The sequence below is a fragment of the Wolbachia endosymbiont (group B) of Erebia ligea genome (assembly GCF_947179575.1).
GTDB lineage: Bacteria > Pseudomonadota > Alphaproteobacteria > Rickettsiales > Anaplasmataceae > Wolbachia > Wolbachia pipientis_C.
In genome coordinates this window covers 1-16,093 of sequence record NZ_CAMXBW010000003.1, presented here as the reverse complement: position 1 = coordinate 16,093, position 16,093 = coordinate 1, and the positions used below count along the sequence as shown (strand labels likewise).

Here is a 16,093-nt window from a genome sequence, read left to right as displayed (position 1 = left end):
GGAGAAAGAGATGTTACCGAAGATTTTAAAGAATTTTAATGTATTCGTAGATGGTCGTGGTTATGCAGGAAAAATAGATGAAATTACGCTACCAAAGCTTACCATAAAAACAGAAGAGTACCGTGCTGGTGGTATGGATATTCCAGTAAATATTGATATGGGCATGGAAAAGATTGAAGCAGATTTCACTTTTTCTGAATACGATACAGAGCTCTTTCGGCTATTTGGTCTAATAAATGGGAATTCAGTAGCTTTGACGCTCCGTGGTGGAATGCAAGGGAGTGGAAGTAATGATATTGAAGCAATAATCATCAACCTCAGAGGCATTTTTAAAGAGTTTGACTTTGGTAATTGGAAACCTGCTGAAAAAGCAACGCTAAAGTGTACTGTAGCTGCCCATTACTACAAACTTACTATAGGTGGTAATGAATTAATAGAAATCGATGCTGAAAATATGATTAGAAAGATAAATGGTGTTGATCAAATGGCCTTGCTGCAAACGGTTTTAGGAATATGAAAACTTACTTGAAATTTTATTTTTTAAGGAGAAGCATATTAAAATAACTTTAAAAGTGTAAAAATATTTTATTTTTTAGGAGAATTTTATGAAAACTATAACACTTAATAACCCAATAACAGTTGATGGAATTTCTGTCTCAGAACTTACCGTTAGACGTCCAAAAGTTAGGGATTATCTAGCTATTGAGAGACTTAATGGTAGTGATCTAAGTAAGGAAGTAACTTTGACTGCCAATTTGACATCAGTTGCAAAAGAAGCGATTGAAGAGTTAGATATTGCTGATTATGTGAAAGTACAAGAGGTATTAAAGGATTTTTTTTCACCAATTATTCAAAAGACTTGAGATTAGAAGTACTCGTGCTTAGCTCTATCATAGGTGGTGGAGTTGAGCACATTCTTGATATGGAATTTAACGAATTTATCTTATGGGCAGAAACAGCAAAGAGGTCTAAATGTCAACGTTATCTATAAAAATCGGAGCAGTCTTAGATGGCAGCTTTAATACTGTAATAAAAGGAAGTAGTAGTCAACTTACTCGTCTTGGTGAGAATATAAGAAAGCTTGATTCATCTTTAAAATCAGTATCAAAATTTAAACAGTTAGGTCATGATGTTTTGACTAGCAAGAGGTCATGGAAAGGTTTTGAAGATCAAGTAAAATCTTTAGCTAAACAAATGAAAGCGATAGAGAAACCGAGCAAAACTTTAAAAGCAGAATTTGACAAGGCCAAAACCTCCGTAATAAAAGCAAAAGAAGCATATTTGAAAAAGAGAGATGCTTTACATTCATTCAATGAAGAAGTAAGAAAAAGTGGCAGAAATATTAAGTCATTAGTAAGTGATCAATATAAACTTGGCTCTTCTATTGAAGTACTAAAAGGTAAGTATGGTAAGCTTGGGTCTGCAATACGTAGTCACCAAAGTTTTTTAGCAAGCAAAGCACATTTTAAGTCACAAATTATAGAGACTGTTGGACTAGGACTTTCACTTGCGGCACCAATTAAAGTTGCGATTGACTTTGAAAGTGCTATGGCTGATGTTAAGAAGGTAGTAAACTTTACTCAGAACACAAATGAGGCCGAAGAATTTGCTCAAAAATTAAAGAAGTTATCTCGTGAAATACCGCTATCAGCTGCAGAGTTAGCACAAATAGCTGCAAGTGGTGGTCAGCTTGGTATCGACAAAGATAAGCTACTTGAATTTACCACAACAGTAGCTAAAATGGCCACAGCATTTGACATGTCTGCTGAACAAGCTGGTGATTCTATTGCCAAACTCGCTAACATTTATGGAATCGCAGTAGAGAAGATGGAAGAAGTTGGTGATGTTATAAATTACCTATCAGATAATACTGCAGCTAAGGCGAACGATATGATTGAAGCACTCGCTAGAGTGGGTGGTAATGCAAAACAATTTGGTTTAGATATTAATCAGACAAGTAGTTTAGTAAATGCCTTCGTTAGTTTAGGTAAACAACCTGAAAAAGCAGCAACTGCTGTCAATGCTCTGCTTTCTAAACTTCAAACTGCTGAAGGGCAAGGAAAAGAGTTCAAAGCAGCATTGGAATCGATAGGTATCACTGCAGAGGAAATGTCACAAAAGGTTGCTGAAAACGGGCAAAACGCTCTACTTCATTTTTTTGAAATTTTAGAAAAAGTAGGACAGGAACGTTCACAAATCCTTCTCAATCTCTTTGGTCAAGAATATCAAGATGATATTGCATTGATAGTTGGGAGTTTGGAAGAATATAAAAAAGCAATAGATTTTGTGGCTGATAAAGAAAAGTATAATAAATCTATGCAAAAGGAATTTAATAACCGTGCAAGTACTACAGCAAATAATTTGCAGCTACTTAAAAATACAATAGCAGAGCTAGGAATGAACTTAGGGTCAGTTATGCTACCTCCTTTAAATTGGATAAGTAAGATTTTGAGGTCAATATCTACAGGTATAGCTTGGTTCGCAGAGAAGTGTCCAATTTTAACTACAGGAGTTATGAGCATAATTTCAGCTCTTATTATTGGCAAGATTGCAGTGGTAGGTTTTGGTTATGCATTTGCATTGGCTGGAGGTGGAATACTAACTTTTAAGGCTATTTTGCAGGGAACACTTTTGCCAGTATTAACTTCGTTATCAGCGCGAGTAATTCCAGCAGTAATCATGGGACTGAAAGCTTTAACGCTAACCAATCCTATAGGAGCTGCTATTGCTGGACTATCAGTTGGTGCAGCGCTTGTAATTGCTAATTGGCAGAAGGTAAAGGACTTTTTCTCAAGTATCTGGAAATCAATTACAAAATCTATAGAAAATTGGATTGGTATAGGAAAATTTTTTAATGATAGTCCAATAAAAGCATTAGAGAAACCAGTAGAAGCAAAAATAGGCAGTGCAACTAGTGAAAATAATGTTTTTAGTAAAGGAAATCCTTTATTGAATAATAATGCTTTTAGTAGAATTTCGAATAGTAGAACGAATATTGAAAGTGTGATTACAGAAAAAAGTTCTGTAGCAGATAATTCAGAGAAAGTTTTAAAAGACTGTGAAAAGTGTGAACAAAAAATTTTCAATCAAACTTTTACATTTAATATAAGTATAAAAGCAGAACCTAACCAAGATGTACGTAGTCTTGCTGATGCAGTAATAAAAAGAATAAGGGAAAAATCTCGTGATGTTTTATTTGATTCAATAGAACCAATTTACTAATGCTATCACTTGGTCAACATAAGCTTTCTCCAACAAGTGTAAGGTATAGTAAAGAAAATCGTTGGAGTACAATTGAGTGCATTGGTAAAATACCTTCATTACAAAATATTGGTCAAGGTGCAGAAAATATAGACTTAGAAGGAGTAATTTATTTCCATAATCTGAATGATTTAAATCAATTAAAAAGTATGAAAGAAACTGAGAAAAATCATGAACCAAGTATCTTAGTAGACAATTTAGGGAATGTTTTGGGAAGATTTGTTATTGTGCGGTTAGAAGAAAAGCAAACGTCGTATTTTCCCTGTGGATTACCAAAAAAGGTTGAATTTAGCTTAAGTTTAAGGAGTTATGTATGACAGTACATTATATAACCCGAGAAAATGAAATGTTAGATTACATATGTTTTAAGCACTATGGATATAGCTCTGGAGCAGTAGAAATAGTATTGGAGGCTAATCCTGGTCTTGCAGAGTATGGAAGTTTTTTGCCTACAGGATTAAAGATCAGGTTACCTAGAATACAAGAGCAATTAAAAAAATCGAAGTTAAAAGTGTGGGAATAAATGAAACCTGAATTTAGCATTGAAGGAATAAAAGATCATGTAATATCGGTGCATCTTACTGATGAATCTGGTACTATAGATGATGTTGCAGAGGTATGCGTTGATTATGGCAATGAAAATGTGGAAGTTCCAAATGAATTGAACATAGCACTAGGTTATAAGGAATTTGGAATCTTTCCAATGGGTATATATACAGTCAACGAAGTGACTATACAGGGTCCACCTAAGACTCTACTAATCAAAGCTCATGCAACAAATTTAAGAATATCTTTGAAGGCAAAAGTATCAAAAGAATGGCGCCAAATTACCATAGAAAACTTAGTAAAAGAAATAGCCCAAAAACATGGATATGGACATAAAGTTGCTGAGGAATTTAAGAATGTATTAATACCCCACATTAATCAGGTAGATGAAAGTGATATAAGTCTGTTAACAAAGATCGCAACAGAGCGTGAAGCAATGGCCAAATTAGCTGGTGGGTATGTATTGTTTATTTCAAAAAATATGGCAAAATCAGCCACAGGAAAAGCTTTAGGAACAACAACTATTAGACCTCAAGACACAATTAATTGGAAAGTGCATTTTACCGTACGTGATAAGTATAATTCAGTAGTAGCAAAATGGCACAGCTATGAAAAGGGCGAAACTATTAAAGAAACAGTTGGTAGTAGCGAGCCAAGTTATATTATGCTGGAACTTTACTCTAATGCAGAGTCAGCGCTGAGTGCAGCAAATGCCAAGTTGAAACAATTGAAGCGTAACAATGAAACTTTAGATATAACTATGCCTGGTAATCCAGAGTTATTTGCAGAAGCTAAACTTAATCTTATAGGTTTTAATCAAGCGGTAGATGGTGAATGGATAGTTAACAGAGCGGAGCATACTTTAAATAGCTCGGGTTACCTTACTATGTTGTCAGCATCTTTGAGTAAGTAATGTTAAGAAAAAAATGAGTAATGATCTATTTAATATGAAGAAACTGTGTGCGAAATATGAAAAAAATAAAGTCTAATGAAAAATATAAGTTACATTTCGCATGGTTCGCACTATTAATAGTATGTCTTGTTATTACATATTGCTATCAAAAATCTAAAGCTACAGATAATTACAAAACAATCTTACGCATTGCTTCTGAAAATTGTAATCTAGATGTAGTAAAGTTTTCAGTAAAGAACCTATTGAGCATTAACACACAAATTCCTAGATTAACGGCGCTACATTGTGCAGCAGAAGGAAAATGTCTAGAATTAGTAAAATTTCTAGTGAATGAAGGAGTTGATATAAATGATACAGGTAGATATAAAGGATGGACAGTATTACATTCTGCCGCATACGGAGGCAATTTAGAGATAGTTAAGTTCTTATTAGAAAGAGGTGCTAATCCTAATACTAGAGATACAGATGGAAAAAACCCTCGGGATGTAGCTGTAATAGAATCAAGGCACAACAAAGATAAACCTTACAGAGAAATTATTAAGCTACTTGCAAATGCAGAGGAACAGCATAAATCAAAATAGTAGTTACTAAAGTAGCTATCCATAATAAATTCACATTTTAAATCATTATGCAAAATCAAAAAATCCCAATTACATTAATTATCACGTTATTAATCCAAACCGTAGCATTGATATGGTGGTTATCCAAGTTAGACTCAAGGGTACAATTTCACGATAAACTTATTGAATATGGTTTAATGGAAAAAGTGTTAGTACTTGAGGAAAGGGTGAAAAATCTTTCTGAGGAATTAGATGAATTCAAAGATAACTTAAAGTCTGGTGTATAATGCTTAGACTGCGATTGGCGATTTTTCCAATTTTTGACGTATTGTTCAACTAGTGGAGAATCTCCTGTTATGATCAGTAGGTTTTCAGCATTTCTTTGCTGAGCGGCATCTGAAAAGTTAAATGATCCGGTTATGATTTTTTGCTCATCAATAATAATTACCTTGCTATGAGCAATAGCGGGTTTAAAGTCAATCCATATCGGGATTTTGTGCTCAAATAATTCGTTAATTACACTATGTTTTGAACTATAGTATTTTCTAAAATGGATGATAAAGTTCCATTATGGTATTACCAACCAAAAGCTGTAAGTCTGTATATTTATACATGAGAGGTCTGAGGCGGCTTTTGATGGTATGCCAACAGTATTCTATAGGATTCAAATCTGGTGAATATGTTGGAAGATACAGCAAATGACAGCCAAAAGACTCTATTAATGATTTTGTTTTAGTGGTCTTATGAAATGTAGCATTATCCATAACTATAGTTGTGCCAAGTGGCAATTTAGGTAATAACATCTTCTCCAACCATGTATTGAATACCTCTTTGTCACACCCACCTTTGAAAGTCATTGGTGCAATAAATCTCTTTCCAATCCACCCGGCTACTATACTGATTCTCTCTCGAGTTCTCCCTGGAATATCTGCATAAATTTTCTTTCCTCTTGGAGCGCGTCCATATTCTCGGTATAACTTATTATCAACTCCTGCTTCATCTATATATAAGATGCTGGAATGGTCTATTTTTGAGATTTTATCAATAAATTGCTCCCTATCTTCTTGATTGCGCTCTTGATATAGTGTGACTTTTTTTTAAAGTAATTTTTAGCTGTTTTAGTCTATACCAAATTGAGTTTATTCCAAATCCAAGATTTTGTTTCATCTCTGCCAGAGTATGATCTGGATTCTTTGTAACATATTCTTCGAGTATTTTGGGGTCTATTTTTCGAATAAAGCTACCGTTTTAGATGGCTTGAGGCTTTCACCAGCAGCTTTCTTTTTTAACCAACGGTACAGAGTTGCTATTCCTATCTCCATAAGCTCTGCTACCTCAACCTTTGTCTTACCTTTTTCTATCATCAATACTGCCTTTTCCCTTAAATCCACACTATATGCCATTATAACTCAAATACTTTATTATACCTTTATCATTTACTTTAGGAAATACTATAGTTTGTGATTCATCTAGAATAACCTTAATATCAACTCCACGCTTTTTAGCTTGAACCAAGGATTCAGCAATAGGCTTTGAGGTAAATTGGTATGCCTGAACCAACAAGGATTTTTTAGCATGACCCACGGAATCAATTATTAGGTTGGTGCAATTTTCTCCAGGCGTGAAGCAGACTGTGGCTTTTGGGCAGGAAACACATCCCGATAAAAGCGAACAAGTTAATAAAATCAATAAATACCTAACCATGGCAAAATACATCCTTTCAATTGACGGCGGAGGCATAAGAGGCATCATACCAGCCATTATTCTAGCAGAAATAGAAAAAAGAACAAGAAGAACTATAGCTGAAATCTTTGATCTAATGGCTGGTACTTCAACCGGTGGGATTGTTGTGGCAGGATTATGTAAAAAAGATAAACCTCAATATTCTGCTAATGATTTAGTCGAGTTCTATCGGGAATATGGACCATATATTTTTAAGTCTTCATTTTTGAGAAGATCAATATTATCTTGGTTTAACTGTACACAATACCCACATAAAAATATTGAGTATGTACTTCATAAATATTTTGGCGATGATGTCTTTAAAAACACTTTAAGTAATGTGTTGATTACGAGTTACGATATTCACAATAACTGCCCATTTTTCTTCAAAAGCTGGAAAGAGGATAGGAATTTTATTAAATTAAGGGATGTATTAAGAGCAGCAACTGCAGCACCTACTTACTTTGCACCTAAATATCTTAAAATTAACCAAAAGGAAATGGTATTAGTGGATGGAGGGGTTTTTGCCAATAATCCAGCGGCTTGTGCATATGCAAGTAGTAAAAGGTTATTTCCAAATGATGATATTGTACTGTTATCGATAGGTACTGGAAGAACAGATAGAAGCATAGAGTATGCCAATTCAAAGAGATTTGGAAAAATAGGCTGGGTAAAACCACTACTACATGTGATGTTTGCCTCAAGTTTAGATGCAGTAAATTACCAACTTGATCAAGTTATAGCTGATAAATATATACGCATACAATCGCAATTGAAAATAGCATCACCTGACATGGATAATATTACATCAAAAAATATCAAATCTCTTCAGCAAGAGGCAAAGGCAATGATAGAGAATAATCAAAAAGTAGTCGATAAATTTTGTAACATTGTGTCTTAATTTACATCAAGTAAAATATAAAGCTTTCATTGAGCCAGAAAAGTAAAATAAGCAAATTTGCCTTGTTGAGAAATCTTATTATCTTTGTGTACTACTTTCTTTTTCACTACTAAAAAATCCACGTAAATGGTTAAAAACCTTTTCAATAAAAAGCTCGCTTTCCTCTCCTGTAAAAGCTTCTTTTATTTCATGCAAACTACTTGTTACCTTATTGCTATTTTTTATGACTGAGTAGCTTTCAATAGCTTGGCAAGCAGACAAAATAGTTATTGCCCCTATTATAGTTGAAACAATTATGGCAATTAAAGGTGCTATTGTTGTAAGTACTGCTGCAATTAATGAGATGCCAACACAAAACGCAATAGCTGAAATGCAAAATGCTACTGTATGTTTCTTTTCATGACTAACCATACACACCTTCTTAATAAATCTGTTAAAAGGATAACTTATTTTTTTAGTACCGTCAATATTTTTAGAAAAATTGGCATACTCAAGATAATCATTTGTGATACCAATGAATTACATTAAGCAAATTCTAATTTAGTTAATTCACTTCAATCTATTTGAACATTATATATTAAACACAGAAGCACAAGAATTTCATTCAGTAATTTAGATATATTAAATATACAATTATTTTTATTGATATTTTAATGTATTATTTATGAGTAAGTAAACTACTGAAATCTTTAATCCAGGTTAAGTTTTGAAAGCATGATTTTCAAGCTCCTCAATAGAAATGTCCAGCATAAGTAGATTATTTGCAACCTTTATCTATATTAAGTATATAACTACTTTTACTTATATCTTTAACACAATTCAATTTTCACACTCATCAGTAGTTAGGCCACTTGCTCGCACAATAATATCAATAGCAACACCTGCCTTTGCTAGATTTTTCGCAACTTTGATCTTTTCTATTTTTTTAACTTTTTTCTTGCCATTTTTCATACTTTCAGATAGAGATTTGACTAGTGATTCTTGTTCTCCGTACTCATCCATTAAACTCAATAGCTTTTTGCTTTCTCTTGTTTTAGGTAGCAGAACTTTAATATTCACTGATAATCCTTCTGCTATTTGATATAATTTGTCAAATGATATGGCAGTGTATCCTATTTCATATTCGTGTATTTCCTTGAGTGCTAAACCAACTTTATCCGCCAAATCTTTTTGAGTATATCTTCTTATCAACCTCCATTCTCTTATTCTTTGCCCTATTCTGTAGTATATAGAATCAGTGCAGACTTCTTTCTCTGTATTATCATACTCGTAAATAGATAAGCCGGTTGCTTGGGAAATTATGTCAACTGAAACTCCTTCTTTAACTAGATTTTTTGCTACTTCTAATCTTGCCTCCTCTTGATTGATTTTCTCGCTAATATGAACAAACCTGATTAATGAAGGTACTATTTTGCCTAACTTTTGATTCTCATATATTTTTGTTAGATAGAGTATTTCTTCGTCTTCATCTTCATACTCTCTTACTGTTATTGGTTTAGGTAATAGATCTACAACATTAACTGACAGTACTCTTGCTATTACATATAGTACTTCAATCGGAATAGGAATATACCCATTTTCATAATTGGTTACTTCTTTATATGCTAATCCGATTTTACTTGCTAACTCTGCTTGAGTACACCTTTGCATTAATCTACAATCTTCTATTTTTTGCCCTATTTTGTAGTGTATAGAACTAACATCTCTTACAGAAACAAACATATATACCTTACTTAGAAATAAATTTTCATGCAATTTGATCAGCGGATAAACCAACTATTTGCAAAATAATATCAATAGAAATTCCCCCTTTTACTAAATCCTTTGCAACTTTGATCCTTTCCGCTTTTCTTACTTTTTCTTCACAAATCCGTATGCCTTCAAACAAAGATTTTATTAGTGCATTACGTAGTTCTTGACTTTCAATCTTTTTGTATTCTTCAATTAAATTCGGTAGTTCATTTTCTACTTTACTACCTTCCTCTATTAGCAGATCTGTAATATTAATCGATAATGTTTCTGCTATTACATATAATTTTCCCAGTGGAGTAGCTACACGTCCTTGTTCATAGTTGCTTATTTCGTGACGGGTTGTATTCATTTTCTTTCCTAAATCTTTTTGAGTATACTCTTTTACTAGCCTCCATTCTTTTATCTTCCTTCCTATTTGGCAGTAAATAGAACCAACTTTTTCTTCAACACATTCATCAGCAGAGAGACTGATTGTTTTTGCAATAACATCAACAGAAACTCCTGCTTCAACCAAACCCTTTGCAATTTTTACTTTCTCTGCTTTCCTACTACTTTTTTCACTAACTTGGACAAATTGGGTTAATAAACAAAACATCTTACGTAACTCCTGATCATTAATCTTTTTATATTCTCTTACTAGATTTAATATTTCTTCTTCCTCATCTTCAAGACAGATTTTTTCATTTGATACAGGAATAAGATCGGTAATACTGATTGATAGTGCCTCAGCTATAGCATATAACCTTTCAATTGAAATTCTACGATTCCCTTTCTCATATTGCAGTATTACCCAGTATTTTACACCAATTTTCTCAGCTAAATCTTTCTGAGTATACCCCCTCTCTAACCTCCAACTTTTCACTTTTTCCCCTACTTCATAGTCTAGAATTTTTTCCACGCAAAGAACCATACATATAATATTTTCTACTATAGCTCAAAGGCTCCAGATATAACGGTAGAAAAAACCTCTGGAACCTTAAAGTTTGCTGTAGACGCATTAAAGTTCCCTAAAGGTTTCTTTACTACCTCCACATACCCTATTTACCCATGAAGACAATACTTCATCATTGCTAATCTCTTTTATAGCATACTTTTCATTCCATATGCCACATCTAGTGAAATTACCTCTTTCTACCACTTCCTTAAGCTTCACTCCCCCAAAGAGGCAATTTTTTCCAATTTCTTCGCCTCTTTTTTGTAACTCAGCCCACATTTCCTTGTTTTCTACTCTGACTTGTACTTGATCATATTTTTTTACATCGTGGTACAATATAATATTTAGCTTACCAATGCTTGTAGGAAACTCTAATATAATAGAGCTTTCATCTGACATATCGATATAGTTTCTTATACCTCCCTTCTCACTTTTAACCTCAACTGCATCATTGCCAATTTTTAAAATATTAATTCCTAACTCTCTCAGTATTTTGGCTACCTCTACCTTGCTATCCCCAGAAAATTCTATATACGATGTTGTATTATCTATCTCAACATCTATTAATTCTCCTTCTTGCATAGCATTTTCGCCAGCTTTCTCTAGTTCTTCTAGTCTCTCATCTATCTGTGGCTGAACTTCTGGCTGTAGCTCATTATAGATTTCACCTATTAGTTTATTCTGCAATAAAGTATCATGAAAATCTGCACCACTTAGCATTAATTTACGCATTATCTTTTTTCGATCAGTCTTATCAAATTTATGAAAATGTGTACCCAATACTACATACTCTGCAATGCTCCATTCCCCATCGTTATATGCATTTATTCTTGCTCCAGAGGCTAGTACTTGGTCTATAGTTTTGTGCAATTCATTTACGTTTTTTGCCTCTACCACTTCACTTTTAAACCAGCTCAACTTTTCGCTTTCGCTTATACTTGGCTTTATTTTTTGCAAAGCTGAAGCAAATGGATTTAACCCTTCTGGATAATCTGCTTGATTACTCAAAGGTTTTGTGCCATAAATATAGTCAAATCCTTTCCCATAGTTGATTTGGTTTTCGCGAACTTCTCTACAAGGGAAAGGTACTACTTCTTTATCTCCAAGCTTTTTAGCATTATTAATTTTGCTTACAAAGGTGGATTGCTCCTTAGTACGACCAATTCCTACAATAGCATTTAACATCTCACCTTTTGATAATCTATCAAGATCAACGTTTAACTCGTAAACACCCCCCTCTTTATCACTAAAAGGTACAATTATTTTATTATTCATATTAGCCTCCGCTATTAAATATACTTTCTAAGTGTATAGTTATTATACACTGTATTACTTATTATAAATTATAGTGAGTAGATTTGCAAATACTTTCTGCTATAACAATCCGTTTTCTCTAAAGCTAAAATAGCCACCACTTGTGATGATAATGTGATCAAATAACCTAACGCTTACAGTACTACATGCTGCTGCTAAGCTCTTCGTTACTTCTTGATCTTCTTCTGATGGTTCTAAGCGTCCCCCAGGATGGTTGTGTGACATTATTACTAATGTTGCATTCTTTATTAATGCTTTTCTTATAATTTCCTTTATGTATACTGGTGCTTTTTCCATTTCACCAATATAGGATTCTTCTCCAATTAGTTGACGCCTTTTATTCAAGTACAGTATTTTTACACATTCCCTCTCTGCATGACCTATACTTACGTTTAAGTACTCTACTAGCCCTTGTAAGTCCATTATTGGCTCACTCTTAAGCTTTTCTTTCAGTACCCTTTCTAGTGTTTCCTTAACACACATAATCATTGCTACTGCAGAATCAGTTACTCCTTCTATAACTTTCAGGTCATCCATTTCTCGGCCTAAAATCCTTCCTACTCCCGTATAAGTGTTCACCAGATTTTTAGCAATTTCTTGAGCTTGTGGTCTTTCATGTACTGCACTTAAAAACGTTTCCATTATTTCACGATCAAGTAGTGCTTTGCCTTTGCTTTCTAATATTCTGAATTCGATTTCTTCTTTACTTTTATTCATATAATTTACCCTTCACTAACAACAAACTTTTTTTAAATATTTACTGCTGTTTTTTTATCAGCATTGGCATAGAGCCATAGCTTTCGAGTGAAGTCAAATCAATTTTTCAATCTTTTTTACTTATTTTTTCATTAAGAAGTAAAAATATTAATATATAATGATTTTTTATTTTAAATTTGTTGAATTTCGTTCAAAGAGATGCCTACCGCTTGCAAAATAATATCAACAGAAATTCCTTCTTTTACTAAATCTTTTGCAATTTTGATTCTTTCTTCTTCTCTAATTTTCTCCTCACAAATTTGTATGCTTTCAAACAGAGATTTTATTAGCGCATAGCGTAATTCTTGACTCTCAATTTTTTTGTATTCTTTTATTAAATCAGGTAGCTCACTTTCTACTATCTCATCTTCCTCTATGAGCAGATCTGTAATGCTAATTGATAATGTTTCTGCTATTGCATATAATTTTTCCAGTGGAATGGCCACACGTCCTTGCTCATAGTTGCTTATTTCATCACGTGTTGTATCCATTTTCTCAGCCAAATCCTTTTGAGTATACTCCCGTACTGCCCTCCACTCCTTTATCTTTTTTCCTATTTGGTAGTAGATAGAACCCGTTTTTTCTTCAACACATTCATCAGCAGACAGACCAATTGTTTTTGAAACAGTATCAACAGAAACTCCTGCTTTAATAAGACCTTTTGCAATTTTTATTCTCTCCGTTTTTTTACTATTTTTCTCACTAACTTGAACAAATTTGGTTAGTAAACAAAACATTCTACGTAATTCCTGATCATTAATCTTTTTATATTCTCTTACTAGATTTAGTATTTCTTCTCCCTCATCTTCAAGACAGATTTTTTCATTTGATACAGGAATTAGGTCTACAATACCAATCGACAATATCTCTGCTATAGCATACAACTTTTCAATCGAAATTTTACGTGTTCCTTTTTCATATTGTAGTACTACTTGATACGTTACACTGACTTTCTTCGCTAAATCTTTTTGAGTATATCCTCGCTTTAACCTCCAGTTCCTTACTTTTTGTGCTATCTGATACCTTATTGAGATGTTTGCCATAAATATTATACATGTTAATACTACCAAACAAAGATATACAAAAACTTCTATGTTTGCATTTTAGTTGAATATTTCTTCAGAATTGTGTATAATTATTAATGCTTTTTAGGTACTCTTGCTATGGCTCTCTCGAAGTTTCTGGATCCCAAGAATGATGTCGCATTTCGCCGTATCTTTGGCACTGAAAAGAATAAAGACATCCTCATTCACTTTCTCAATGATATTCTGGGTTTTACTGGCAAAAATGAAATAAAGGATATAGAGTTTTTAAGTACTATTCAAGACCCTGATATTGCCTCTAAAAAGCAAAGCATTGTTGATGTATTATGTAGAGATTCCACGGGGATGCAATGGATTATTGAAATGCAGGTCGCTAAAACCAAAGGCTTCGAGAAACGTGCCCAATACTATGCTGCTAAAGCCTATTCAAGACAAGCCGATAAAGGTGATCAATACCAGGACCTTAAGGAAATTATCTTTATTGCTATAGCAGATTGTATTTTATTTCCTGATAAGTCTGAGTACAAATCAAAGCATACTATTCGCGATGAAGATACTAATGAACGTGATCTAAAAGATTTTTACTTTATATTTATTGAGTTGCCTAAATTTCCAAAAACAAAAGAAGATCAGCTTTCAAGTATAGTTGAAAAATGGGTCTACTTCTTTAGATATGCAGATGAAACTAGTGAAGAAGAGCTAGAGAGAATAATAGGAAGTGATCTAATAATTAAAAGAGCGTATGAAGAATTAAATAGGTTCAACTGGTCAGAAAAAGAATTTATAGCCTATGAACAAGAGATAAAGCGTATTCGTGATGAACAGGCTGTCCTCGCTCAAAAACTCGATGATGCCACTCAAAAAGGTAGACAAGAAGGCATCCAAATCGGCCATGAAAAAGGCAGAAAAGCAGAGAAAATTGAGGTTGCAAAGAATCTACTTAAAGCAGGAGTTTCTATTGACATTATAACTCAAACTACTGGTCTTTCTGTTGATTATATTGAGAAAATTCAAGAAAAGAAGTTTTAGCCATAACGTTTTTTTATTAAACCCTCTATTCTGGTAATTTTAATATTGCAATCCATTCTAATTTCTGTATAATGCCTTTTTTACATGACACTGTTAATACTTAATAGGGGGGATAATGCCAACACAGAAAGAGCTTCGGGCTACGATGTCCAAAAAATTACAGGAAGCTATTAAACATCCAGATCCAGCAGTTGTTGCCGGGAGGAAGTCAGCTATCAAGAGATGGGTGGGAGTCCTTCAAGATAACTTTATGGAGCACATAAAATACTTTAAGGGTGATAAGTTGAAGTTTTTGCACAATGTATTTCAAGATGAAGGTTGCTGGTCAGGTGTAAGGTTGGATAATGCTGCTTTAGGTCAAAGGTTTACTGAAGAAAAAATAGGTGGAATAGATAATCCACTTCGCAAATATGAGATGGCTTGTAGTTACTGTGTAGTGGATAAAATTCATCCTCTCTTTCAAAAAAGATTTGAATCTTATAGGAACAAGTTTCCTCCTGGTGCATTTGATGGTAAAACTGAAACTGAATTTGGCAAATACGTACGAAACTCGTTACTAGATAGCATAAAGAGGAAAGGTCCTGTATTTGATTTCTGGATCGATAGAGAATCTGGGGAATTAAAGAAGTATGATGCAGTAGAAGGTTTTGACAGTGCTGTAAAACTTAAGTGGAGTGAAGGGGTAGAGTATTTTTATAATCATTTAAAAGAAGAAGATAAGGAAAAGAAGCTCACAGAAGCTATTCTTGCTCTTTCTCGCGTTCAATCTGTTGAGAAAGACGCCCCTATTTTAGATTTTTGTGTAAATAAGATAGTCGATAAAGATACTCTTTTACAGAAATTATCACAGAAAGATAAAGGAGTATATTCCCTTTTTGCTGAATTAATAGAGTCATGTTTTTTTGATACGGTTCATGATTTGGTACAGTGCTGGTGTTATAAAGAAGTTTCAGCAAGAGGAGACTGTTCGGACAAAATATTCTCACAGCGAGACTATGAGCTTTTTCTTTCCTCTCTTTCAGATGTGATGTTGAAAAATCCTGAATCAAATGTTCAAGCTAGATCTCTTATTATGGAATTTTGGGAATGTGGTAGCTTGTATCAATACAGAAAAGCTGCTGTTAATACTTCTAATTATACAGTTCCTACAAGTGGTGTATTTGCAGAGTTAATAGTCAATTGGAGACGAGAAGACATTTATAAGACTGATGAAGAAAAAGAAATAGAGAAAAAAGAAATATTAGATATGATGTCATTTGCCAAAGATTGCTTTCCTGAAAAGTTTGAGCTCTTTAAAAAACTAATAATAAGAGACCTTAGATTATGCGGTAGGGAAGGTAAAAGAGTAAATGTAGATTACGG

21 protein-coding genes and 1 pseudogene are annotated in these 16,093 nt (G+C 33.5%); 11 read left to right on the top strand and 11 right to left on the bottom strand.

The features are described 5' to 3' along the window. Positions 1 to 10 precede the first annotated feature (10 nt). The 8 genes from OM962_RS04870 (at position 11) to OM962_RS04835 (ending at position 5,567) form a co-directional block, all read left to right on the top strand. On the top strand, positions 11 to 517 hold the full coding sequence (locus OM962_RS04870) for a phage major tail tube protein (RefSeq protein ID WP_264331027.1): 507 nt from the start codon (positions 11 to 13) through the stop codon (positions 515 to 517). Positions 518 to 605: 88 nt separating this feature from the next. Then, the gene (locus tag OM962_RS04865) at positions 606 to 863 is read left to right on the top strand and encodes a phage tail assembly protein (protein WP_264331026.1); all 258 of its coding nucleotides are present in this window, start codon (positions 606 to 608) and stop codon (positions 861 to 863) included. Between the two features lie 109 nt (positions 864 to 972). Beyond that, positions 973 to 3,222: a phage tail tape measure protein gene (locus OM962_RS04860; RefSeq protein WP_264331025.1), complete on the top strand. Its 2,250-nt coding sequence runs from the start codon at positions 973 to 975 to the stop codon at positions 3,220 to 3,222. Then, on the top strand, positions 3,222 to 3,578 hold the full coding sequence (locus OM962_RS04855; protein WP_038536970.1) for a phage tail protein: 357 nt from the start codon (positions 3,222 to 3,224) through the stop codon (positions 3,576 to 3,578). Before OM962_RS04860 ends, OM962_RS04855 begins: the two co-directional genes overlap by 1 nt. Then, the gene (locus OM962_RS04850) at positions 3,575 to 3,784 is read left to right on the top strand and encodes a tail protein X (protein ID WP_038536967.1); all 210 of its coding nucleotides are present in this window, start codon (positions 3,575 to 3,577) and stop codon (positions 3,782 to 3,784) included. Before OM962_RS04855 ends, OM962_RS04850 begins: the two co-directional genes overlap by 4 nt. Then, entirely contained in the window at positions 3,785 to 4,720 is a 936-nt protein-coding gene (locus tag OM962_RS04845; RefSeq protein ID WP_264331024.1) for a phage late control D family protein, read from the top strand. It begins immediately after the preceding gene. 56 nt (positions 4,721 to 4,776) lie between these two features. Continuing rightward, the gene (locus OM962_RS04840) at positions 4,777 to 5,301 is read left to right on the top strand and encodes an ankyrin repeat domain-containing protein (RefSeq protein ID WP_007301895.1); all 525 of its coding nucleotides are present in this window, start codon (positions 4,777 to 4,779) and stop codon (positions 5,299 to 5,301) included. A 47-nt stretch (positions 5,302 to 5,348) separates the two neighbouring features. Beyond that, positions 5,349 to 5,567, top strand: coding sequence for a hypothetical protein (locus OM962_RS04835; protein ID WP_264331023.1), 219 nt, complete (start codon positions 5,349 to 5,351; stop codon positions 5,565 to 5,567). Here the strand turns inward: OM962_RS04835 and OM962_RS04830 are convergent. The 5 genes and pseudogenes from OM962_RS04830 to OM962_RS04810 all read right to left on the bottom strand — a co-directional run. After that, positions 5,558 to 5,812 (bottom strand): annotated as a pseudogene (locus OM962_RS04830) (phospholipase D-like domain-containing protein); the annotation flags it as partial. The gene OM962_RS04835 and the pseudogene OM962_RS04830 overlap by 10 nt on opposite strands. Before the next feature lie 13 nt (positions 5,813 to 5,825). Continuing rightward, a complete protein-coding gene (locus OM962_RS04825; protein ID WP_264330460.1) occupies positions 5,826 to 6,308 on the bottom strand; it encodes an IS630 family transposase in 483 nt (160 codons plus the stop codon). A gap of 28 nt (positions 6,309 to 6,336) precedes the next feature. Beyond that, entirely contained in the window at positions 6,337 to 6,456 is a 120-nt protein-coding gene (locus OM962_RS04820; protein WP_264330464.1) for a hypothetical protein, read from the bottom strand. A 47-nt stretch (positions 6,457 to 6,503) separates the two neighbouring features. Next, positions 6,504 to 6,683: a transposase gene (locus tag OM962_RS04815; protein ID WP_264330453.1), complete on the bottom strand. Its 180-nt coding sequence runs from the start codon at positions 6,681 to 6,683 to the stop codon at positions 6,504 to 6,506. Then, positions 6,673 to 6,984, bottom strand: coding sequence for a phospholipase D-like domain-containing protein (locus tag OM962_RS04810; RefSeq protein WP_405196977.1), 312 nt, complete (start codon positions 6,982 to 6,984; stop codon positions 6,673 to 6,675). Before OM962_RS04810 ends, OM962_RS04815 begins: the two co-directional genes overlap by 11 nt. Here OM962_RS04810 and OM962_RS04805 point away from each other — a divergent pair. After that, on the top strand, positions 6,983 to 7,903 hold the full coding sequence (locus OM962_RS04805) for a patatin-like phospholipase family protein (protein WP_264330454.1): 921 nt from the start codon (positions 6,983 to 6,985) through the stop codon (positions 7,901 to 7,903). The genes OM962_RS04810 and OM962_RS04805 overlap by 2 nt on opposite strands. A 78-nt stretch (positions 7,904 to 7,981) precedes the next feature. On the opposite strand, the gene OM962_RS04800 is transcribed toward OM962_RS04805, so the two are convergent. The 6 genes from OM962_RS04800 to wmk (OM962_RS04775) all read right to left on the bottom strand — a co-directional run bounded on the left by OM962_RS04800 (position 7,982) and on the right by wmk (OM962_RS04775) (position 13,702). Continuing rightward, entirely contained in the window at positions 7,982 to 8,314 is a 333-nt protein-coding gene (locus OM962_RS04800; RefSeq protein WP_264330455.1) for a WD_0736 family protein, read from the bottom strand. A 408-nt stretch (positions 8,315 to 8,722) separates the two neighbouring features. Next, a complete protein-coding gene (wmk, locus tag OM962_RS04795) occupies positions 8,723 to 9,625 on the bottom strand; it encodes a WO male-killing family protein Wmk (RefSeq protein WP_264330456.1) in 903 nt (300 codons plus the stop codon). Positions 9,626 to 9,650: 25 nt separating this feature from the next. After that, positions 9,651 to 10,565 carry a WO male-killing family protein Wmk gene (gene wmk / locus OM962_RS04790; protein ID WP_264330457.1) on the bottom strand — a complete coding sequence of 305 codons (915 nt, stop codon included), beginning with the start codon at positions 10,563 to 10,565 and terminating at the stop codon, positions 9,651 to 9,653. An 87-nt stretch (positions 10,566 to 10,652) separates the two neighbouring features. Beyond that, positions 10,653 to 11,864: a hypothetical protein gene (locus OM962_RS04785; RefSeq protein WP_264330458.1), complete on the bottom strand. Its 1,212-nt coding sequence runs from the start codon at positions 11,862 to 11,864 to the stop codon at positions 10,653 to 10,655. 99 nt (positions 11,865 to 11,963) lie between these two features. Then, entirely contained in the window at positions 11,964 to 12,620 is a 657-nt protein-coding gene (locus tag OM962_RS04780) for a JAB domain-containing protein (RefSeq protein ID WP_264330402.1), read from the bottom strand. A 170-nt stretch (positions 12,621 to 12,790) separates the two neighbouring features. After that, positions 12,791 to 13,702, bottom strand: a complete 912-nt coding sequence (gene wmk / locus OM962_RS04775; protein ID WP_264330403.1) for a WO male-killing family protein Wmk — start codon at positions 13,700 to 13,702, stop codon at positions 12,791 to 12,793. 120 nt (positions 13,703 to 13,822) lie between these two features. Here wmk (OM962_RS04775) and OM962_RS04770 point away from each other — a divergent pair, with 120 nt between their 5' ends. Together OM962_RS04770 and OM962_RS04765 are read left to right on the top strand one after the other, a co-directional pair. Beyond that, entirely contained in the window at positions 13,823 to 14,731 is a 909-nt protein-coding gene (locus OM962_RS04770; RefSeq protein ID WP_264330404.1) for an Rpn family recombination-promoting nuclease/putative transposase, read from the top strand. 115 nt (positions 14,732 to 14,846) lie between these two features. Continuing rightward, positions 14,847 to 16,093 (top strand): cytoplasmic incompatibility factor CifA (locus OM962_RS04765; RefSeq protein WP_264331022.1); only part of this gene is annotated, 1,247 nt, incomplete at its 3' end.